The organism is Segatella asaccharophila (genome assembly GCF_054687055.1).
The window spans coordinates 37,853-59,130 of record NZ_BAACAN010000004.1; the positions used below are offsets into that span (position 1 = coordinate 37,853).

The window sequence follows — 21,278 nt, forward strand, 5'->3', positions numbered from 1 at the left end:
ATCAGCCTTTGCCTCCCTTCTGTCAGGAGAGCAAAGGCTGAAAACATAACATGGAAAATAAAAACTATGGTATTGAGTGTATCTGTCTTTTCTGTCAGTTAGCTATTTTAGAGGTTGATGGTAGAATTATAGGTGTTGGAAAATCCATTCACGGTAATATTCAGTGATCCTTCCGTAGAAGTTGTACTTTTTGAAAGTGTGTACTGATAGACATGTTTTGGTGAGATGTCTTTTTCTAATGCGTAGGTACTCGTTCCATTTCCTGCAATACTAACAGGTATCTTTGTGCTGGTTTCCGAATTGCGGATATAAAGGTAGTACCAGTTACCGGTGGAACTGTATGTGCTGCTGTCCTTATAGATTGGAGCACTGGATATACAGTTGTTCTTGTAGATGGCTACAGCTGCATACGGTTCGGTCAGTGCTATATCTACTATAATACCGCTACTGTCCAGGTCTTTTTCATCGCTTCCATAATAGTATAGAATAGATGAACTTTCCGGTAATGATGCTTCAACGTCAGAGTTGTTCTGAATATTATCTATGTCATAATTAGTTACATAGATTTTATATTTCATGGCAGGTACGGTGATATCATTGGTTCCGTCATTGACGACTACAGTCTTTACCATGCTTCCTGCCTGATATTGCCCTTTATTCTCTGCAGCCACGAAATAGGCTTTAAAGGTTGATGGGAGAGTAGGTGTGAATATACTGTCTGAAGAGGTTTCGCCCGCACGTGTGAAGATTTTACCGGTATTTGTCTTTTCAAAAGAACTGATATGTTCCGTAACTTCCGGTTCTGCTCTTAACTGTATAGTTACATTGTTGTTATTTGTACTGTTTTCAAGTAGACCAGTAGCTTCATCTTCTCCTGAACAGGAGAAAGTTGTCAAAATCGGAAGTACAATAAAAGTTAACATAAATTTTTTCATAGGACCTCCTATTTCTATATTGGTTATTCATTTACGTAAAGTTATTAATTTTTTGTGAAATAACCTTTCGAAGTCGGTAAAAAAACTTACTGTTTTAATATAATGTAACTCTTATTTGCTTAAAATTAACTTTCGAAAGATAATGAAACTGCTTTCACCTTATTATAAAAAAACAAAATTCGAAAGAATATTTTTCATAATGTTAAATACCCCTGGAACTTATACTAATAAAATGTAGTAATGGTTCCGGGGATTGATTATAAAGGAGAATAGTTTATGAAATGGTTTGGTCGATTATTCAAAAATATTGATGACACTGCTGGATGTTCCGGAAAAACCGTTTGCGATAATGTTTATTCCTGTATTAACATCACTGGTACTCGAGTGAAAAGTATAGGTGTATACATTATTGGCGGTAATCTGCTTATCCAGTAAATATTCTTTGTCTGTGTATTCCGGTACACCGATAAGTTTAACTTCTGTATTGGTGGAAGTGCTTGTCGTCCCGTCTGACGGGCAGAGAATATACAGGTAGTACCATGTGGCCGTAGAATCGGGTTTATAATAGTAATAGGTATCCTCTTTGGCATTTGTTTTCATAAATTCTGGAACTGGAGTGTCTGAAACTGGGGAGGCATCCCGGATGCAAACTGCAGCGTATGGGTTAATGATATTGATGTTAGCTGTCTTTGTAGCGGAGAAGTCGACATCATCATTACTTTCCCCGTAGAGATATAAATCCTGGGAAGCATCGGGTAGGCTGCTGATAGAGGTGTTGAAGTAATGATAAAGAGTCTCTTTTATCGCATGATAGTTCGTTACATAGATTTTACACTTCATTGCAGGAACGGAGTCTGTCGCGGTGTAGGATGTTTGCCGGATACCATTAGTGGTTGTAACTTCCTTGTTTTTCAAGACTATGGTGTCTACTATTTCCCCTTGCGCATATTGTCCTTTAGTTTCATCTGCTACAAGATAGGCAGTCAGAGAATCCGGCATGGATGTGATTTCTGAAGAGACATTAACCGTGTCGTCAGTATTGGTGCTATTTGTTGTAGATCGTGTGACCATACTGTTGAGTGTATGCTCACTTCCTGATGCGGTTACATTTGTAATAGCGCCTAAAGTGATTTGTACGTTACGAACTTTTGAGTCCGTAATTATTTCATATTTGTTTGTACGATAGGAGCAGGAATTCAATGCCATTAAAAGAGAAAGCATTGTGAACCACAGATATACTCTTTTCATTTTCTTTCTTGTCGTTTTTGTGTTGGAAAAAGAAGATTCCCTTCGCCAATGAACCCTTTTCTGGATTAGTCAATGGGCCTGACTTTCTATTACATCCTCTTTCCTGAATTTGTAAAAATAAATTTATTGAAAGTGATTTTTATTTTGACAGATTCCGATGGATCTGTCATACGAATTTATAGTTCTTCAGATAATCAGCTATTGAGTGCCTGTAAGATAGGTTTACAACAGTTGAGGGCCGCATAGCTTTTATTTTCAACTTCGTTTTTGCCTTGCTGCCGGTAAAGTGGAAATCACAGGTTAGGAATTGTCCTGTACGTTACCATTAAAGTTGATAAACTGAAATAGTTTTTTTCCATTTCTTTAAACTGGACTATATTTCGTGAATGACAACATGATAAAGGTCTGTTGCTGGCCCAAAAGTGTTTCCCACTGGATATTGTCTTTGTGGGTGTTCTCTAAAGTCCTTATAGACGGACTTTCTACAAATCGTGTTCCCCTGTCCTTCTAGCAAAATTCATGTTTGCTGTGTTATCCATTTTTATACAGTGGGCGAAAAGCTCTGTGGCCCTCTTCCGGTCATCGTGGCTCCTCCTTATGGGACTACCCTCGAACTTTAGGGGTTGTAGTCAGTTTCTCTTATTCTGCATGAAGTATGAAAGACTATCTAAAGGTCTCGTTCAATTTCTTTTAATCGAAATGCAGATTCATATATTAATCACCAAGAATGCAATGATTAATTATTATACAAGACAATTCTTTCGTCAATAAACTCTGATCTGTAAGGTTCCTCACTTTACTTTCTCCCTTTTTCTTTCAAGTTGTGTCCTACAGATATATTGACTTGTGCTTTTTTGTGGCTGTTTTCTGAGGGTAGTTAAAACAGCATTACCTTAACTCTTTTCTGCTCATAATTACTTTTACTTTTATACCTCTTTGTCCTTGTTTTCTTACCCAAATCCGTATCATGCATGAAAAGCGGATGCGGGGTTATTAGTGTGCAAAATTACGATAAAAAATTCTTATCTTGAAGGAAATAAGAATAAAATGTATTGATTTTGTAATTTGTTAACACGGATATTCTGCTCACATCATTATGCGTTTTCGATTATATATACAAGTTTTATAACATGGTAGAGAGACAATCGCCCAGTTTATGGTAAGAAAATGATAGAAGTTGATCTTAATGGAATAATCCGTCCCATTTGTCAAATTCAGATGAGTTTATGCTGTTTTCTTTCCCCAGTATTTATGCATTTCATATCTGTCAAGTTTTTGTTTTCCGACCATTTGCAAGGACTTTTAATTACAAATATAGGAAAACTTTTTGTATATCCTGTCATGTCTTTGGAATATTTCGGATAGAGAGGAAGGAATTTTGATCCTTCTCTTATATGCTGGATGTATCATCCCGAATAAATTTGGATATAGAGCATTTTGCTGCTTCTTTAGCATGGGAAACAGAGGTCTGGATTGCAGAGATGCCAGATCATACGGTTCATTTGAACGGTGATAAGTTTCTCGGTCCGCAGTCGTGAGGCATTATATCTAAATAGATTAATCAGGAGGCCACGAGATTTTTTTGTTTTATTGAGTTGTTATTCGGAAATTTTATCTAAATTTGTTATTAGAATAATTCTCAACTTGGAAAATCTGAACAGAGTTTAACTTTAAATGTAAATAAAGATATGGGATTACAACAGAAACTGGAAAATTTCACCTTGAATGAGGACACCCGAAAGAAACTTCTTTCTGGTAGTAAAGATGCGCCTGTTGAATTTGAAGATATCGCACGGATAGCATTAGCAGGTTATTTCTTGGTGACTAGTGGAAAAGAAGAAATTAAAGTTTACCCTACATGTGTGGAATTTTATTATCATGAAGAGGAAAAGAATGGCATCAAGGATCCGGTTGTATACCATAAAAATCCTAAGGATGCCAGAAAAAACAAGCCGGTCTTCCCTTTTGGATTTTTAAACAATCATGTGTCTGGCATTGACATTACTTTCGAAAAAGGTAATTGCCCGAAGAAAGCAGTGAGGGCGTCTATGCTTATTCGTGAGTTTGAAGTTGATGGGAAACCGGAAAGCCGATCCACAATGATGTATGAGGCATTATATCAACAAGCGTCTGTTTTTGATGGCTTTTCCATAAAATGGGTTGACGGTGAGAAAGAAGTAGCAGTAGAAGCCTTTGTTCGGAAAAATGTCGCAGAATACAATGATAAGGGTGAGAAAAAATTACTGAAAGATTTTCCTGAAGCTGTTTCTACTTCGAATAAGAAATATGTTCAAGACTTACGTTGTTGGCAATTTAAAAAAATAGTAGATTCTGATAAGAATTAGTCTATTGTTATCAGAAATTGAGGAGAAGATTTTACTTTTCTCGCTTGTCTCTAAATAGCTTTGGGAGTGGGGGAATCGCAAAATGCAAAGCATGAGGCTTTTATTAATCCTCTTAATGGCATATCTTGTGAAGATTGCTGGGAGAATATCTGGAAAAACTGACGGATTTCCCTGATAAGGTTCCGTATCTTATGAACAAAATCCGAGGATGTAGTGAACATCCCCGGATTGATTAAGGAGAGTAGCGAAGTTATAGCAGCTCCGGCTTACCCTATAGTAAACTCTGTAGTTATACAGTCATATCTTCTGAAATGGAAATATCCCCCAAGGATTGGGTGATGACTGCGATGTTTGCTTCTGTGCCATAGTCGCCGTTCATTGTATACACGTGTCACTTCTGTGGGAGCAATCCGTTCTAGAGGAGTAAATGGACTATTTCATTCTGATTCCTTTTACCTTAATTTCTTTGAGGATGTTCTCAACCATCTCTTTTATATGTTCCGTAAATTCGCCATTAATAATAGCTGCCGCCGTTTCATGATCAAAGGATGTATAATCTTGGTCGTAGCACCATCCGTATGGATTCCACTTCTTCCATTCCGGAGGCAGCTTCCCATCAAACTGTTCGAGTTGCTTAGCATTATTAAAATCATCTCCTAAAATATCCTCCGGAGTTCGTTGATCAGATATGTTCGGAACGTTGCGGATGGTCCACCAAATTTTTTGCTTGTTATCATCATCGTCTTCCATCCTGATTCCGAGTTTCCAATCATCTTTTGAAAAACAAATGCCGACAAATGAACCGTCTTTAGGGATTTCAGTGAAGAGTAGTTCGTTTTTTAATGCAAAATCCTTTAGGATGGGTTCTGCTTTTTTTTGAAAAATATAAATGCAAAAATCTCTACTATTAAATGCACTTGATATTGCTTCTGCTGAATCAAAATGTTCAGCTATGGCATTATACATTGGTTTTAAATTTTCTTTTTCCATGATTCCTAATTGTAAATTGATGAATTGAATATATTGTTTAATGGTTTCCCGGATAAGTGGGTATTCTGCAGCGATTTGTACACAATGTTTCAGCCATGCTACGATACTGGGATGACCTCCTCTTTCGCAATAGCTCAGGCTAAAGTAGTTGGTCGTGTCTCCCGTTGAGTACGATGATGCAGGAAGGCCTTGAGGTGTTAAATAAATCAGGATGAACTGTCTTTTGTATTCTTCTTCACCATAAAGGGAATATCGCTTAAGCTGATCTTTCTGGTCTTCTGCCTGTCCTCCATATTTGTTGAATTTGTTTTCAATGATAATGGCATGTTTCTGATCATCGTGCAGAAAAATATCAATTTTTCCATAGATTTGGGGATTAACGGCATTTGATATATAATGATCGCTTTTATCAATGTGGCTCTTCTTGACATTGTAGGTGAATTTCTCATTATGAGGAAGCTTTCTTACGATATCATCCATGAAAGCCTGAAGGAATGCATCCTTTAAGCCATGCTCTCCATTGATATCAAGAAGTTCACGTAGAAAAGGAGTATGAATATGTTCTTCATGCTGATTGCTGATCAATACTCGAAAAATCGTGAAGTTTTCTCCCCGTTCTTTTTTCTCTCTCTGCTTTTCTTCGTTCTTTTTTACGATAGGAGTGACTTGATTCAAAAGTTCTTCTACCTCTTTCTCTTTTTCTGTGTCCATTATTTATTGCTTATGATTGATTAATCGGATAATTTTATCTTGTTTTTCTTTTTTGTCAGGCACATTTAAAATATGTGAGTAACATCTTCCTCTCTATGATCCAGGTTTACCGGGATTACCTTTTTCTAAATGAGCGTAAACTTTTTCTTTGGATTTTTCGTATGACATAGTCTTATTGGTATTTTGTGATTGGAATAATAATTTATTCATCCTTTTTCCCTTGGGGCGTGTGCTATTGTCCCTTATGTGCGATTTTTACTTTTGCTGCAATATTCTGATCCCATACGATTTGGTAAAACGATGAGTTAGGAATGATATTGAAGTGAATGGAATCGGTATAACTGGGTAAATCCTTGGCGCTGATGTCGTAGGTTCGTATTTCATTCTTGTAACTACAGATGATTTCAAGCACGTCAAATGGAGTTTGATCGGTTTTATTTTTCTTGAATCTTACTCGATAACGATTTGTCTTTCTGTTAAAATTGATGTTACGGTGTACAGTTTTTATCATATTTTTGAGTTTTATAGATAGGGTAGATGCAACTAATTTACTTTTGAGTATATGGTGAATCTGATCATCGGTCGGATATCCTGGTTAGGGACAGCAATTCTATTATGACAGAAGATAACCTGTTCGAAATGCTTTGCCTGCTGTTCTTCTAAATTGTATTAGTTTCAATTTGTCGTTTTAGCAATGGCATAAGAGATGATAGTAAAGGTAAGCAAAATATTTGAAACAAATGTCTTTCTGATGATTTTTCTTCTATGTTTTAAATTGGTTTTAATTAAATTTATTAGATGCAAGGTCTTTAAGAATATGGTTTTGTAGTCTTTCTGTTAGCTTAAATAGTAAATTAATCGGTAGTGCCTTTTTATTCTCATGGATTATCTTGTCAGTTTTTTGAACAAATAAAAACGAGGATGAATTTACACCCTCGCTTTCTGTGATTTACTATTTTGTAAATTTATAATATATTCTTATCTGATTTAGTATACACTCAGATCTTCTGTTATAGCTTCCTTAAATGGAGTAATACTAATTGTCAAACCATTTTCGTTACCACTCGTACCTCCAGTGAAATTATCATTAATTGTATATTGGTAAACGTTACCAGCTAAAATATCTTTGCTAAGTGTATATGAGTTGATGTTATTGATATTATGTATGGTAAGAGTAGAGTTTGTGTTTTTTTTATCGTTGCTATTTGCGCGGATATATAGGTAATACCATTTACCTGAGCCACTATTGTCATTAGTTCCATCGGAGTATGCGTCATTATCAACGTTATACTTTGCGGCACTAACAAAGTTGTTATGAGCCACACATACTGCTGCATAGTCGTTACCCAAAGTTACGTTAGCGTTTACAACAGCAGTAGCACTTGCCGATAAATCATTTATCTGTTGACCGTATAAGTATAAAGTAGTAGAACTTGTAGGCAATGAAGCCTCGAAGTCAGCCCATGTTCCACCTGCTGCAGGAGCAGTACCCAGTGTGTAGTTTGTTACAATAATGTTATACTTGAGAGCAGGTACGGTGATTTTTGTATTAGTAACAACGTTTGGATTGTCTTTTGTTGGTTGTGCTGCATTATTAATTGTTACAACTCTGACAATTTCTTTATCCGTATAACCGTTTTGAGCTCCATCTGCTACGAAATAGGCAGTATAAGAAGTTGGATAGGTTGGCGCAAAGTCTGTAGTTGGGTTGTTTACACCTGCTGTACCATCTGCTCTTGTAGAGATACCTGCCCTTGTTGAAGTTTCTGATTTAGCAGTTTGATTGTTTAATGAACTACTGGATTCTGATACATCAATTCCTGAATTGACATTCAGGCTTACGGTTACATTACCTACACTTTCTGCCGTTTTGTTAGTCAAGTCTGAATCCTGTGAGCAAGAGCCCATTACTACGATTGCAGCCAGAGCTGCGATGCTGAAAATTAACTTTTTCATTTCTTAATTAAACTATATTTTTTGGTTTTTTGTAATTACAACATTATTATAAAGACCTGTTGTCGGCCCTAAAAGTACCTCCCACGGGATGATGCTCTTGTGGGGAATCCTCTAAGTCCTTGTCACCGGACTTCTTTCAAATCACGCTTCTTGGTTTTTTGTTAATGAAGTAATGATTATCGTGTTATCCATTATGCTTCCTGAACGGAAGGATACCTTCCTGGTCATCTCTTGACCTTAATCTTGATTCTTCTTCTAAAATTACCTTCGTGCTTTAGCATCTGAAGTCAATTCTTCTCCTGTTTTGATGAAAGACTATTTGAAGTCTCGTTCAATCTTTTTGGCTATCTTATAGAGCCTTTCACTAATCATTGTCATATACAATAATCAATGATGGTAATAAAACAAATGGTCAGTCAATATGTCACTTGGTATAGCATGTGATGTGAAGTGCATGGTTTGTCACTTTTTCTCCCTTTCCCTTTTGCAAGTATACTAATGAGTATAATGACTTGTGCTTTTGTGTGGCTGTTTCCTGCGGGCAGATCAAACAGCATCCCTTTTTACTCTTTTCTGCTCATGATTACCTTTTACTTTTATCTTCGTTTTCTTTGTCATCTCACCCAAAATCCGTAAATTTGTATTGTTAGAAAACGGACCGGGTTGTTAATTACCTGCAAAAATACGATAATAAATTCTTATCAACAAGAAAATAAGAATAAAACGTATTGTTTTTATAATTTGTTAACTATAATATGACTTGTGGAAAGAAAAGATAGGCTAAAGACTGCATTTGACTTTCTTCGTGCTCACGGTAAGGTTCATACGCAAATTGACGTTGCAAATGCAATTGGAGCCTCACGATCTAACGTGTCAAGCGCATTCAACGGGGATGAGAAATGTCTGACAGACAGATTCTTGTATCGGTTTAATAATGCTTTCTGTGGCATCTTTAATCTGGACTGGTTGATGAATGGAGAAGGTGACATGCTTTCCAAATCAGCGGATAAGGACAAAAATGCTGGAATAGATAATGAAGAGAGAAAATTTTATCAGGAACAAATCAAAACGCTTATGGATCAGATCAAAGACTTGACTGAACGGAATGTGCACCTGGAGAATATCCTGGTTGAACTTTTGAAAAAAGATGTGCGGCTGGTGGTAAACCGAAAACGCAAAAATGTAGGATAATCAGGATGAAACGACGGGGGAAGTAAGACGGGTTCTTTACCGGATTCCCGACAATCTGGACGTACTGCCGGTCCTGCCCGTTTAATTGCTATATAGGGGAGAATGGTAGATGTGTGTCTTATTGGTGTCTTACTTATGTCTTCTGTTTGTCTTATTTTGGACGTACTCTTTTAAGTAGGTCGGGCATCAGAAATGGACATCTGTGGGTTGAAAGTCCTTTCCTGGGATAGGATGATGGAGAAATACCTTTCAAAGCAATTTATTAAAGAGTTTGCCGTTATTATAAGGAGATGTCTCCTTCTTATCAGGGATTAGTTATTCCTGAATACTCCTGAGATGGAGCATCTGTGAGGTTGAAATCTTTTTTCTGGAATATCTATGGATAATGATTGCATTATGGATTTCTAGTGGGGAAATGGGAAACTTCCTGTCGGTTAAATTGGCGGATATAGATTATAAATAGGAGTAATATCCTGTGAGGATTATAACAAATGAAGGCAATACAAGATTTGAATAAGATGCTTCAGATTGCGAAGCGTAAAGACCTGATCGCTTTTACCCTTGACTATGCTGAGGAAAATGCAAGTTTCAAAAAAGATTTAATGGCTTATCTTGGTAAGAAATACATCGGCAACAAAAAGACCATAAAGGAATATCGTAAGGAAATGTCTGTCGCTTTCTCTCAGGCTAAGGATGTTGGCAATCGATGGAGTGGTCTCGAAATTGCAGATTGGGATTCTATCTTGAAAAAGGCTGGCAGTTTGCTGGATGAAGGGCAGAAGCTGCTGGATTTGGGGAATGCGGATGCAGCAGCCAGTATGGCCGTCGAATATTTTGTCTCGTTCCATAAAGTATTTGATGAAGATACCTTCTTTGACGAGAATGATTATGAGGATTTTGATACAGGAGGCTCCTGTGAAAGTGCCGAGGATTTACTTCTTGATGCTATAGCGCATCCCTCTATTACCCTTTCGGTGCAAAAAGAATTAGTAGGTGAATTGAGAAATCTGTCGAAAACGGATTTTGCTTACAATCTCAATAATTATGGCATCTTCGATTTTGATGATATGCTTTTACAAGTCAACATAAACACCCAAACGCCTGAAGATACCTTGCAAATGCTTGATGTTCAGATTGACCAGCATAAGGAACAATACGACGAGTATGTTTATGTGGAGAGAAAGATCGACTTACTCCAAAAGATACATCGCTTATCTGATGCTGAAAAGGTGGAGCAGAAGTATATTGATATTCCTGAAATCAGGCACCGGGTAATAGACGGCTTGATTAGCCGGAAAGAGTTTGAAGATGCGGTAAAATGCTTGCATGAGGGTATAGATGCTGCCCTGAAAGAAAAACATCCAGGGATCGTGGACCAGTGGAAGAAACTGGAACTTGAGATTTATGAAAAGCTGGGAGATAAACTTGAGCAAATTAGTATGTGCCGAGAACTCTTTATCAGTGCCAGAGGATCAATGGAATACTATCATAAATTGAAATTACTTGTTCCAAAAGGTGACTGGAAAGGGTATTTGAAGAATCTTCTTGAGGATGCGAAAATTAAAAATAATGTTATTTTCGGCTCAAGCATACTTGCTGACATCTTCGTTGAGGAGAAAGACTCAGAAAGTCTGTATCAATTCATCAGGAAACAAACTTATGACCAACTGATCATGCTGGATCACTATTCCAGATTTGTCAATGATGATCATGCTGAAGAATTGCTTGCCCTTTATACTTGCCGGTTGAAGAACGAGGCCGAACAAAACGTTAATAGTAGGGCTTACCGACGAATGGCCAATTCAATGGAAAATATGAAAAAATTGAAAAACGGCAATTCTGCAGTACATCAACTTGCAGAATATTTTCGTAAAACCTATTATCGCAGACCATCTATGATGGCTGAGATGAAGAAATTCTGATGAGTTTCTTCTCTCTGCCGTTTTCTTCAGCCGGTTCATCTAATGGGCTCTTATTCGTTGAGAAAGAACAATCCGTTTAGCATACTCATGTTATTCAAAGGATTGTTCTCCAGCATATAATTGGTGGAAAAGTCTTTATCCCAAAAAGGCCTTAACTTGAGCATTTTCCGGATTAGTGCAGCCTTCTGGGTGACACTTGATTGCTTTGTTCCGAAATAGTCATGGATAGCACTTGATGGAATATAAGGCTCAAAAGACTTGTCGAACAAGAAGTTCATGGTAGCCACCGTATAAACCGTTGCAGCTGCCCATATCTCAATCCGGCCACGTTCAAGAGGTTTTGTTCGTTTCCGCCCAAGTTTTCTCACCATTTTTTCACATAATGTCGCATATTCCTTGTCAATATGAGTCTGGCAGAAGGTGGTTACCATTTCTGCTATCCGGTTTTCTCTGTCCTTTAATTCGGCTTTTTCCATGATTGTAATTTTTATTTAAGATGATGTACTGTAAAGTGGTTGAATATAGCTGCTTACTATAGAATGTCGTATTGAGAGACGCTGGAACACCTTTATCGGGTAATAACTCTTAGGATACAAAAGTAGGTGATTTTATCAAAATAAGCAAATATCCGGAAGTTTAATTGAAAAGAAGAGGTGGATTTACGGGAATATCTTTGGAGGGTATTGAAAGATTTCCTATCTTTGCAATGCAATATTAACGTTACATAAATGTTGTAACAAGTATTATGCAATGCGTATGAAGACTAAACAACGGAAACTGAAGAATCCTTTTGTATACCAGGGTTATGAGAGTCCTGAGTATTTCTGTGACCGGGAGAAAGAAATGGCTCTGCTGAAATCTCATTTGCAGAATGGGCGGAACGTGACCCTGGTGTCTCCGAGGAGGATCGGCAAGACTGGACTGATCAAGAATACTTTTTACAAGATCCGGGAGGAGGATCCTCATGCGGTCTGCCTTTATCTGGATATTTATTCGACCAAGGACCTGCATGACTTTGTACAATTACTGGGATCGGTAGTACTGGGCGGACTGGTCAGTAAGGAAGCGGACTTCCTGGGTAAGGCTGCGGCCTTTTTCAGTGCGTTGCGTCCGGTCGTGAGCATGGATCCGCTGACCGGAGCGCCGAAGGTCTCGATAACTGTAGAACCCCAGCAGGAAGAGCTTTCGATGAAGAGTGTGTTCAGTTATCTCAGTAAGACAGACAAGGAGGTGTATCTGGCTGTTGATGAATTTCAGCAAATCAAGGAATATCCGGAAAAAGGGGTGGAGGCCCTGCTCCGTTCCTATATCCAGTTTACCCAGCATGTACATTTTATCTTTTCAGGAAGTAAGTTTCATCTGATGGCTGAGATCTTCAGCTCCCCGAAGCATCCGTTTTACCAGAGTACGGAAATGATGAATCTCACTCCTCTTGATCCGGACGTCTATTACCGGTTCTGCCGAAACTTCTTCAAGGGAAAAGGTGGCGATCTGAGCAAGGATGTTTTCCGGTATATTTATGATAAGTTTGAAGGCCATACCTGGTATGTCCAGTGCTTGATGAACCGCCTCTATGAAACTTGTACATTTGTCGACGGGAGACAGCAGGTCCAGAAGGCGATGGCATCTGTCCTTGAAGGCCGTTCGGCACAATATGAGGATCTGGTACAGTTCTTCACTTCCAACCAGTATGATCTGCTCAAGGCAATTGCCCAGGAGGGATTGGTGGAGCAACCGATGAGTGGCAAATTTATCAGGGAGCATAACCTGAGCGGGGCCAGCAGCGTCAAGGCCGCCCTGAAGGTCCTGCTGGACAAGGAACTGGTATACCGTAAACCTCAGGGATATGTCATCTATGACCGTTTCATGGATCTGTGGCTGAAGCGGCAGTAAGTCAACTTCAGTGAATCGCAACCATTTGTCTCTCCTTCGGATTCTGCCAAAGTCTTGATGCACTATAGGTGGAGGCTGGATGCACCATTCAGAGGTCCTGTATGCACCATTGAGCATGTCTCTATGCACCATACAGGGCATCCCAATGCACCATCCGTGAAACGGCTATGTTCCATGGCTTGCTTCTTCGATCAAAATAGCAGTTGTTATCAAAGAGGTTAACTGCTGTTTATTCTTGGGAGTGGACGAGGGTGGGGGGCTAAACTCAATTATGGTCTTTTTCCAATTTTTCAAATGGTATAGGTCTATTGTTCTTCAGAAAGGATAATTTGTTGTAGATAGAGGAAGAAACAATCCCTGGACGGAGAAAATTACCGGGCTGCCGTTAAGCAACAGGGAGAGGACGGGCTGACCACTCGCCTTTGGTTTGATGTAACGGATAAAAAAAGATAAAATAAAAACGGCAGTTGAAACGTTAATAATAAAAAAGATGATGAAACGTCTGATGATTTTTATGTTGTCGGTGGGCACATTGCTTTTTCCGGCTCCTGCTCTGGCTGGCAGGTATCACATTGAAGGCCGGTTACAGAATAGTACTCAGAATAAGATCTATCTGAGCCAGTATACGGATAAGGCATTTGTCCTTGAAGATTCTGCGATTGTCCGGAATGGACAGTTCTCCTTTGACGGGAATCTGACTTCTCCCTTGTTATATGGCCTGAGTACAGACCGGACAGATGCTCATCCGCTGGCCTTCTTCCTGGAGGACGGCGCTATCAAGGTCCGTTTGGATGAACAGGAGGCAAAGATCAGTGTCAGCGGCTCCCGGGCAGACAGCCTCTATCGCCATGAACTCCTTTTGGCTGACCGGAAAGGGTACCGTATTGACAGTTTGATAGACGCGCATCCGGAATCTGTTGTACCCGCTTACCTCCTGATTCGTAATTTTGCCTGGAGCCTTAACCTGCAACAGTTGCAGGCTTTCCGGTCGAAATTCTCTCCTGTGCTGGATCATACCCTGTACGTGAAACAGATAGATGCCTTGATCGGAGATCTGAGAAGAGTGGATGTCGGGCAACAGGCTCCTGTTTTTACCCTTCCTGATGTGGGAGGCAGCCCCGTGAGCCTGAACCGTTTCCGTGGCAGGTATGTGCTGGTTGAGTTCTGGGCTTCCTGGTGTGGTGATTGCCGGAGGGAGATGCTGCTCATCAAGTCTCTTCATGCAAAGTATAAAGACCTGGCTGTTCTGGGAGTTTCTTTTGACCGGAACAGGGCCTCTTGGTTGAATGCCATACGGCAATATCAGTTGGCGTGGACTCAGGTATCTGACTTGAAGGGATGGGAGAGCAGTTTGACATCTCTCTATGCTGTGCGCTGGATTCCTACGGTCTACCTGATTGGACCGGAGGGGAAGATCCTCTATAAGGCTCTCACCCTGGTGGGAATGGATCACGTGCTGGAATCTTATTTCAAATTATAACTCGACGGCATACACATCCGTATGGCCCTCGAAATTGGCACGGAAGATCACCCAGCGGTCATCGGGGGAGACATGCACGTTGGGTTCCAGTTTATAATAGTTATGGTGTTTCATGTTGACAAGCCGTTCGACTTTGAAATGATCCCCATCGTAGGTAAACTTATCTATCCACTGGTCTTCAGGTGAGTGAGCCACGGAGGTAGGGGAGCCTCCATCACCCACGAGGAACCGTTCATCCCATGAGGTGTTATAGTGCACGGACCACGCTGACCTGGGGAGTTCTGTATCCTGCTCCGCGCCTGTCCGCACATCTACCTTGCCGACATAGAACTTTACGCTGCGGGGTTTCTGCAGATCGAAATAGATGTATCGGCCACTGGCTCCGAACCATTCATGTCCGGCGATCTCACGGTACATCGTGCGTTTGTGTATCAGCTTCGGAGCTTGATGATCCCGTACATTAATGGTCCAGATACGGTCTACATCTTGCCATGGTCCTTCATGGCAGAACATGAGGAGGCTGGGATCGGTGGGAGAGAACTGCAGATGGTTGAGCCATGCACGGTCACTGAAGATCGTATCCATGACCCCTGTCTTCGTATCCAGGATAAACAGTGTTCTTTTCAGTTTTGCTGCGTAGATGGCATCAAAACTCGTTTTCCCCGGGTGCTTCCTGGCGATATTCTCTTCCGCAGGATCATCCAGTTTACCGGCCAGGAGCGTGCCATTGCAGTTGACACAGTTGATGGCTCCTCTCATCGGTAGCACGCTGACGATACGGCGCCGGGAGTTGTCGATATTTATGGAGAATACGGTATCGGCCCTCTGGAAGAACAGCTCATGAGTGGCAGGACAGACGATTTCCGTATTGACGGGATAACGCTCATCCGTGATCTGCCGGATCTTCAGGGTGTTCAGGTCTATGGCAAACATCTGCCGCCATGGCCCTTTACGGTCATTGTCCCACCAGTTCCAGGCTGCTTTTTTGCTTTTGCTCCCGCCAAAGATCATTTCATCGCCCACGAAAGGATTATTGTTGAAATAGAAACTCTTGTTGTTACCACTCCTTCGTGTCAGCCGGATGATGCGGTGTCCCGTATCTTTGTCGATCCATTCGTCCGGCATCTTTTGTCCGCCCGTTTCCATAACCGGTAATTGGACCTTTGGTTTGGGGTTCCCCATTTTCAGTGGGGTGGTTGACCAGGCGGCTGTTGCCAACAGTAATGTGGCAATCGTACATAATAGTCTTTTCATCGTTTTGGCAATTGTTTTATGAGTTGTTTGTTGCCTGCAAATATCGACTTTATTTTTGGAAAAAACAAATATTATCCATGAAAACAATGGAAGTTGGTGGCTATCGGTACAGAGGGAAGAACCACAGGCCGCTTTCATTAGACTTTAGTAAGGGTAGGATATTTCTGAAAAGATCAGGGAGAAAGTTTTCTGGGACCGCTGCTGCAACATGGATATTTGATTTTCTACTTTGTTTTTTGATAAAATACTGAGAAAGATGCCCGGAAGTGATGACAGGAGAACTTTTTGATTTATCTTTGTCAGCAGATTATTCGTGTTTTGACACGAAAAGAAAACTACTTAAGGATTAATTTAATACCGGAATCAGAAGTGCTTATTCCTTGATGGAGACAGACTGAATGAATTCAGTCAGGAATATGCTGAATCAAGAGACCATTGTATGCAAAAATGGAAGTTTTTTGTCGTTATCGCGACCTTGATGGTATCTTCGTACTTGCAGGCGTCGGAACGGATCCAGGTCTATTTCCCGGATGGAAGGGATATTGTATGCATAAATGGAAACCACCGTTATACCCGGGCGCTCTATGGCACTCATACCCTTTTCCGACTTGAAACCAGTGATCGTCCGGTCTTTGCTACATTTGATAAGAGCAGAAGCCGGAATATCCGTTTTATCCTTACGATGGATGGTCAGGACTATGCGTTGGACAGTACCTCTTATTGTGAATCTCGTTATCAGGGAGGAAAGAGGGAATATATACTGAAGGATCATCGTTGGGGGAAGGGCGTGCTGCATGTGACGGCATGGGCTTCGTTCTTTGAAGAAGGGGCTTTATGGGAGTTTTCCGGCCAGGATTTTTCTTCACCTTTCTCCCTTACCGTGAGAATCTGTGCAGTAAGGAATCTCAAGATGAAGCAAAATGGAGAACTGGGCATTGAGCCCAGGAGTAGCTTTGAGGCTTCACGGCCTGAACAGGATCTTTTGCAAAAGGAATGGACCGGAAAAGGAGCTACCGTCCTGCGTTTTGATAATCCAGACCGGATCACAGTTCTTGACTTACAGGAGGGCCGTGCTCTGATTCTTCGGGAGGAAGAAGCTCGAAAGCAATGCGTTGACCGTTTGGAAATCAACACTCCCGATCCTTATCTGAACACGCTTGGCGCTAATCTGGCAGCCGCCGCTGATGGCCTTTGGGACGGGCATACGTGGCTTCATGGCTGCATTGGCTGGCGTACTCCATACGCAGGTTGGAGAGCAGGATATCTGGGGGATGTCCTGGGTTGGAATGATAGGGCTGTATCACATTTTAATGCATACGCTAACAGTATGCTGACAGCCGTGCCTCCAGTTTATCCTCAGCCTCAGCAGGATCCTGATCAAAACCTGTCAAGGGGAGCCATGAAATGGGGTACACCTATTTATAGTAACGGTTATATCTGTAAATTGCCTGACCGGAAAGATGTCATATCTCATTATGATATGAATCTGAATTATGTTGATGAACTCCTTTGGCATTTTTGTTACGATGCCGATACTACTTATATGCGCAGGATGTGGCCGGTGTTGAAATCTCATCTTGCTTGGGAGAAGCGTAATTTTGATCCAGATGATGATCACCTTTATGATGCTTACTGTTGTATTTGGGCCAGCGATGGCTTATATTATAGTGGTGGTGCGGTGACCCATTCTTCTGCTTATAATTATCGTGGAAACCTCCTGGCAGCGCGTATCGCAGAAATGATCGGAGAGGATCCTGTCCCTTATCGTCAGGAAGCAGAAGCGATCAGAAAGGCAATGGATGCTTATCTGTGGTTAGATAATGAAGGACATTGGGCTGAATATCGGGATCTCATGGGCTTGAAGAGGTTGCACAAGGATGCTGCCATTTGGAGTATCTATACTCCGATAGATTGTGGGGTTTGCACACCCGAACAGGCGTATCGCTCCACTCTCTATGTGGATAATTGTATCCCTCATTTTACAGTTGCTGACAGTTGCCAGACCGTGTCTACCTCTGACTGGATGCCCTACGAATGGAGTATCAATAATGTTGCTCATGAGGAAGTGATGAACATGGCGCTGGCTTATTTTGAAGCCGGGCGTTGTAATGCCGGTTATCGTCTTTTTAAAGCTGATGTCCTGGACGGAATGTATCTGGGCCAGTGTCCGGGTAATTTCGGCCAGATCAGCTATTATGACCGTGCAAGGGGTGAGGCTTACCGTGATTTTGGTGACGATATAGGAATATCTGCGCGTGCACTGATCAATGGACTTTTTGGTATCCGCCCTGATGCTTTATATGATCGCTGTCTCATCCAGCCCTCTTTCCCGGATCAGTGGGATAGTGCAAGCATTCGTACGCCATATCTTTCGTATTCCTTCCATCGGAGGGGCGGGAAGAGGATCTATAAGATACATCAGCATTTTTCCCGGCCTCTTCAGTTGGTTCTGCGCATTTCCTTAGGGGAAGGCAGATTTAAGGACATTATTGGGGATAGCAGAGACAACCAGACCTTTGTCGTCGGACCATTCTCTCGGATTGCCACGAATCGGAAAATATCTGACTCTTCTTGTAAAAGAGTAGACACGAATAATCCTGTTTATCTGAACCAGATGGGACTCTCCGGACCGATTCAAGGACAAGTAAAATATCGTCTTGTCGACCTTTCCGGGGCCTATAATGCAAATGTAGATGATATTTTCAGACAGAAATATCTTTCACCGCGTCCGCCTTATACAACTCTGGAAATGCCGGTTCAAGGTATTGGTGACTGGTGTACACCTGACCGGACGGCAGATATTGATGATTCGGGATTACGTTCAGCAATCCATAAAGGAATATTCGATACGGGTACGGGCATCCGGTTCCGCTTGCCAAAGAAGGGGCACAACATTGTGTATACATCACTTTGGGATAACTATCCGGATAGCATAGTAGTGAAAGTTTCCGGGAAAGCAAAGGCTGCCTGGTTGATGATGGCAGGTTCTACGAATCCGATGCAGAGCAGAATAGACAATGGTTTGGTTATTGCTACCTATCGTGATGGTAGTACTGATACTTTGCATCTTGAGAATCCAGTCAACTGGTGTCCGATAGAAGCAGATTACCGTGATGATGGTCCTGCCTTTCATACCGCAAGGCTCAGGCCTTACAGGATTCATCTTGGATCCGGCTTTACTTCTTGTGATATGTCATCAAAATTGATCTTGCATCCTGTGAAGGATTATTACCGCACTATCAAAGATGGAGCCGCAGAAATGTTGAGGATGCCTCTCAGTCCCGGAAAATACTTGAAATCTATAACACTTCACACGCTTTCCAATGATGTGGTTATCGGCCTGATGGGAATGACGCTGGAAGAATAAAAATGCTATGGAGGTGAAGGTTATTTGAGGAGATTTATTTTAATTGTTGTTTGAAGATAAAAATATTGGTTATTTTATCTTTATCTTCGATTGTAGTATGCTTTGGTTAAAATTAATTTATCAATACTGAGCATAAAATCAATAAGAAATCCTTGAATTTTTGCTTAAGAAAGAAAATTTGTCTATTTTTGTTTTTGCAAAGGAATATCTCCTGTTTTGGGCAATTGATCCAAAAGTTGAAGATGACATCGGTTAAGGGTGATCATTCCTTTAGCGGTAGTTATATACCGGAGATTATTTACAAACGCTTAAAATAATTATATTAAGACAATGAACAGAATGAATTTAACAGGAATGGGATTGATGGCTGCTGCTATTTTGCCAGGAAAAGCTTTGGCCCAGCAGACTGGTCAGACCGTGACGCCGGAAAGACCGAATATCGTGTTTATCCTGGCTGATGACCTGGGTTATGGTGATCTGCACTGCTATGGTAATGATTACATCAAAACACCGAATATCGATCGATTAGCTGCTCAAGGAACTGTTTTTGAACAGGCATACGCAGGGAGTGGGATCAGTTCCCCGTCCCGTTGCTCTCTGATGACGGGTAAGTTTACCGGTAAGACGCGCATCCGTGATAATATGTGTCCGGTAGGAGGCATCAGAGGAATCAAAATAGATACAGACGGGGATACAACTTATGTCCGTCGTGCCAATCTGCTGCCTCAGGATTCAACCATCGGAACGGTTTTGCATACGGCAGGATACCGGAGTTGTGTGGTCAATAAGTGGCATCTGGATGGTTATGATCCGAAGGCTACGCCGAATCATCGTGGGTTCGATGAATTCTATGGCTGGACAATCTCTACACCGATCAGTAATGGCCCGTATTATTACTATCCTTATTATCGTTTTCATGGCGACAGCCTGGTCCATATTTCTGCCAATGCCCATGATGCCCATGTGAGACACAATACGGAGATCTCTACTGATGATGCCATCTCTTTCATCAACCGGGAGAAAGATCATCCGTTCTTTCTTTACTTGGCGTACGATGCGCCTCATGAACCCTATCATATAGATGATACTTCGTGGTATGATGATAAGGGAAAATGGAGTGACAAGACTAAACGATATGCAGCTCTCGTGACGCACATGGACTATAATATTGGCAGGGTCCTGGGGGCCATTGATGCCCTTGGACTTCGAAAAAATACCCTGATTATCTTTGCCAGTGATAACGGTGCTGCCGTGATGGCTCCTGTGAAAACTCTCAACTGTGGTGGAGGTTTGAAAGGACATAAAGGCCAACTCTATGAGGGTGGTATCAAAGTGCCCTTGATCGTCAACCAACCAGGAATGGTCCCTGTGCAGAGATTGAAGGATATTGTGTGTTTTGCCGATTTTATGCCTACGTTGGCAGCGATTACCGGAAGTACGAAGGCATTGCCACATGATATCGATGGCATGGATATTTCTCCGCTTTTCTATGGAAAGAAGGTAGATACTGATCACCGTTATATTTATTGGGAATTTCCGGGGAAACAGCGTGCTATACGTTATGCTGACTGGAAAGCGGAGTCGATAGGGCGTAATCATCCTATAGAACTTTACAATATCACAAAGGATCCTTTTGAGAAAAACAATTTGGCTGCGGAATATCCCCAGAAGGTGAAAGAGTTGGATAAGATGATGAAAAAGATGCATCATCCTTCTGCTGACTGGCCATTACCGGGAGAACCTGGATATGTGAAGCCGGTGAAGAAATAAGATTGTAATGGGAAGTAGCAGTTTCGGTGGTTTGCTGTGCAGTGGCCATCTTGCTGCTCTTCCTATACTGTGCATACAACCAACTTAATAGAATTCTTAACCACCACAATGCACCATTTTGGTCAGCCTGAGATACAGGCGTGACTATGACTGGCTATGACTCATAGCTAACGGATTGTATTTACTTTTTTAGTCTAATATCAGCCTGATTTGATT

General features: G+C 41.1%; 15 protein-coding genes. 8 read left to right on the forward strand and 7 right to left on the reverse strand.

Going from position 1 to position 21,278, the window contains the following annotated elements:
- Positions 1-107 precede the first annotated feature (107 nt).
- A complete protein-coding gene (locus ACYRYG_RS03515) occupies positions 108-935 on the reverse strand; it encodes a hypothetical protein (RefSeq protein WP_460197630.1) in 828 nt (275 codons plus the stop codon).
- A gap of 294 nt (positions 936-1,229) precedes the next feature.
- Positions 1,230-2,183: a hypothetical protein gene (locus ACYRYG_RS03520; protein WP_293427249.1), complete on the reverse strand. Its 954-nt coding sequence runs from the start codon at positions 2,181-2,183 to the stop codon at positions 1,230-1,232.
- A 1,394-nt stretch (positions 2,184-3,577) separates the two neighbouring features.
- On the opposite strand from ACYRYG_RS03520, the gene ACYRYG_RS03525 reads away from it, so the two are divergent.
- Complete coding sequence (locus tag ACYRYG_RS03525) at positions 3,578-3,721, forward strand: BsuBI/PstI family type II restriction endonuclease (protein WP_460197632.1); 144 nt, start codon at positions 3,578-3,580, stop codon at positions 3,719-3,721.
- A 150-nt stretch (positions 3,722-3,871) separates the two neighbouring features.
- Positions 3,872-4,528, forward strand: a complete 657-nt coding sequence (locus ACYRYG_RS03530) for a hypothetical protein (protein ID WP_460197633.1) — start codon at positions 3,872-3,874, stop codon at positions 4,526-4,528.
- A gap of 432 nt (positions 4,529-4,960) precedes the next feature.
- Here ACYRYG_RS03530 and ACYRYG_RS03535 read toward each other — a convergent pair whose 3' ends face one another.
- From ACYRYG_RS03535 to ACYRYG_RS03545, 3 genes are all read right to left on the reverse strand, one after another.
- A complete protein-coding gene (locus ACYRYG_RS03535) occupies positions 4,961-6,229 on the reverse strand; it encodes a PDDEXK-like family protein (protein WP_460197634.1) in 1,269 nt (422 codons plus the stop codon).
- 232 nt (positions 6,230-6,461) lie between these two features.
- Positions 6,462-6,740 carry a hypothetical protein gene (locus ACYRYG_RS03540; RefSeq protein ID WP_460197635.1) on the reverse strand — a complete coding sequence of 93 codons (279 nt, stop codon included), beginning with the start codon at positions 6,738-6,740 and terminating at the stop codon, positions 6,462-6,464.
- 476 nt (positions 6,741-7,216) lie between these two features.
- The gene (locus ACYRYG_RS03545) at positions 7,217-8,185 is read right to left on the reverse strand and encodes a hypothetical protein (RefSeq protein WP_460197637.1); all 969 of its coding nucleotides are present in this window, start codon (positions 8,183-8,185) and stop codon (positions 7,217-7,219) included.
- A 762-nt stretch (positions 8,186-8,947) separates the two neighbouring features.
- On the opposite strand from ACYRYG_RS03545, the gene ACYRYG_RS03550 reads away from it, so the two are divergent.
- Both ACYRYG_RS03550 and ACYRYG_RS03555 read left to right on the forward strand, forming a co-directional pair.
- Positions 8,948-9,376, forward strand: coding sequence for a coiled-coil domain-containing protein (locus ACYRYG_RS03550; protein WP_460197638.1), 429 nt, complete (start codon positions 8,948-8,950; stop codon positions 9,374-9,376).
- 491 nt (positions 9,377-9,867) lie between these two features.
- On the forward strand, positions 9,868-11,298 hold the full coding sequence (locus tag ACYRYG_RS03555) for a hypothetical protein (RefSeq protein WP_460197640.1): 1,431 nt from the start codon (positions 9,868-9,870) through the stop codon (positions 11,296-11,298).
- A 50-nt stretch (positions 11,299-11,348) separates the two neighbouring features.
- Here ACYRYG_RS03555 and ACYRYG_RS03560 read toward each other — a convergent pair whose 3' ends face one another.
- Positions 11,349-11,774: a DUF6398 domain-containing protein gene (locus ACYRYG_RS03560; RefSeq protein WP_460197642.1), complete on the reverse strand. Its 426-nt coding sequence runs from the start codon at positions 11,772-11,774 to the stop codon at positions 11,349-11,351.
- A gap of 280 nt (positions 11,775-12,054) precedes the next feature.
- On the opposite strand from ACYRYG_RS03560, the gene ACYRYG_RS03565 reads away from it, so the two are divergent.
- Together ACYRYG_RS03565 and ACYRYG_RS03570 are read left to right on the forward strand one after the other, a co-directional pair.
- Positions 12,055-13,191 carry an AAA family ATPase gene (locus tag ACYRYG_RS03565; RefSeq protein WP_293432381.1) on the forward strand — a complete coding sequence of 379 codons (1,137 nt, stop codon included), beginning with the start codon at positions 12,055-12,057 and terminating at the stop codon, positions 13,189-13,191.
- Positions 13,192-13,681: 490 nt separating this feature from the next.
- Complete coding sequence (locus ACYRYG_RS03570) at positions 13,682-14,671, forward strand: redoxin domain-containing protein (RefSeq protein ID WP_460197644.1); 990 nt, start codon at positions 13,682-13,684, stop codon at positions 14,669-14,671.
- On the opposite strand, the gene ACYRYG_RS03575 is transcribed toward ACYRYG_RS03570, so the two are convergent.
- Positions 14,666-15,925: an oligogalacturonate lyase family protein gene (locus tag ACYRYG_RS03575; RefSeq protein WP_460197646.1), complete on the reverse strand. Its 1,260-nt coding sequence runs from the start codon at positions 15,923-15,925 to the stop codon at positions 14,666-14,668. The genes ACYRYG_RS03570 and ACYRYG_RS03575 overlap by 6 nt on opposite strands.
- 439 nt (positions 15,926-16,364) lie before the next feature.
- Here ACYRYG_RS03575 and ACYRYG_RS03580 point away from each other — a divergent pair, with 439 nt between their 5' ends.
- Together ACYRYG_RS03580 and ACYRYG_RS03585 are read left to right on the forward strand one after the other, a co-directional pair.
- On the forward strand, positions 16,365-19,292 hold the full coding sequence (locus ACYRYG_RS03580; protein WP_460197648.1) for a DUF4450 domain-containing protein: 2,928 nt from the start codon (positions 16,365-16,367) through the stop codon (positions 19,290-19,292).
- 330 nt (positions 19,293-19,622) lie between these two features.
- A complete protein-coding gene (locus ACYRYG_RS03585; protein WP_460197649.1) occupies positions 19,623-21,062 on the forward strand; it encodes a sulfatase-like hydrolase/transferase in 1,440 nt (479 codons plus the stop codon).
- The last annotated feature ends 216 nt before the right edge of the window (positions 21,063-21,278 follow it).

Bases quoted from the DNA above. Each gene is read 5' to 3' on its own strand.
- ACYRYG_RS03520 (WP_293427249.1), bottom strand. From the start codon at position 2,183: ATGAAAAGAGTATATCTGTGGTTCACAATGCTTTCTCTTTTAATGGCA.
- ACYRYG_RS03545 (WP_460197637.1), bottom strand. From the start codon at position 8,185: ATGAAAAAGTTAATTTTCAGCATCGCAGCTCTGGCTGCAATCGTAGTA.
- ACYRYG_RS03560 (WP_460197642.1), bottom strand. From the start codon at position 11,774: ATGGAAAAAGCCGAATTAAAGGACAGAGAAAACCGGATAGCAGAAATG.
- ACYRYG_RS03540 (WP_460197635.1), bottom strand. From the start codon at position 6,740: ATGATAAAAACTGTACACCGTAACATCAATTTTAACAGAAAGACAAAT.
- ACYRYG_RS03565 (WP_293432381.1), top strand. From the start codon at position 12,055: ATGAAGACTAAACAACGGAAACTGAAGAATCCTTTTGTATACCAGGGT.
- ACYRYG_RS03530 (WP_460197633.1), top strand. From the start codon at position 3,872: ATGGGATTACAACAGAAACTGGAAAATTTCACCTTGAATGAGGACACC.
- ACYRYG_RS03575 (WP_460197646.1), bottom strand. From the start codon at position 15,925: ATGAAAAGACTATTATGTACGATTGCCACATTACTGTTGGCAACAGCC.
- ACYRYG_RS03525 (WP_460197632.1), top strand. From the start codon at position 3,578: ATGCTGGATGTATCATCCCGAATAAATTTGGATATAGAGCATTTTGCT.
- ACYRYG_RS03580 (WP_460197648.1), top strand. From the start codon at position 16,365: ATGCAAAAATGGAAGTTTTTTGTCGTTATCGCGACCTTGATGGTATCT.
- ACYRYG_RS03535 (WP_460197634.1), bottom strand. From the start codon at position 6,229: ATGGACACAGAAAAAGAGAAAGAGGTAGAAGAACTTTTGAATCAAGTC.
- ACYRYG_RS03515 (WP_460197630.1), bottom strand. From the start codon at position 935: ATGAAAAAATTTATGTTAACTTTTATTGTACTTCCGATTTTGACAACT.
- ACYRYG_RS03585 (WP_460197649.1), top strand. From the start codon at position 19,623: ATGAACAGAATGAATTTAACAGGAATGGGATTGATGGCTGCTGCTATT.
- ACYRYG_RS03555 (WP_460197640.1), top strand. From the start codon at position 9,868: ATGAAGGCAATACAAGATTTGAATAAGATGCTTCAGATTGCGAAGCGT.
- ACYRYG_RS03570 (WP_460197644.1), top strand. From the start codon at position 13,682: ATGATGAAACGTCTGATGATTTTTATGTTGTCGGTGGGCACATTGCTT.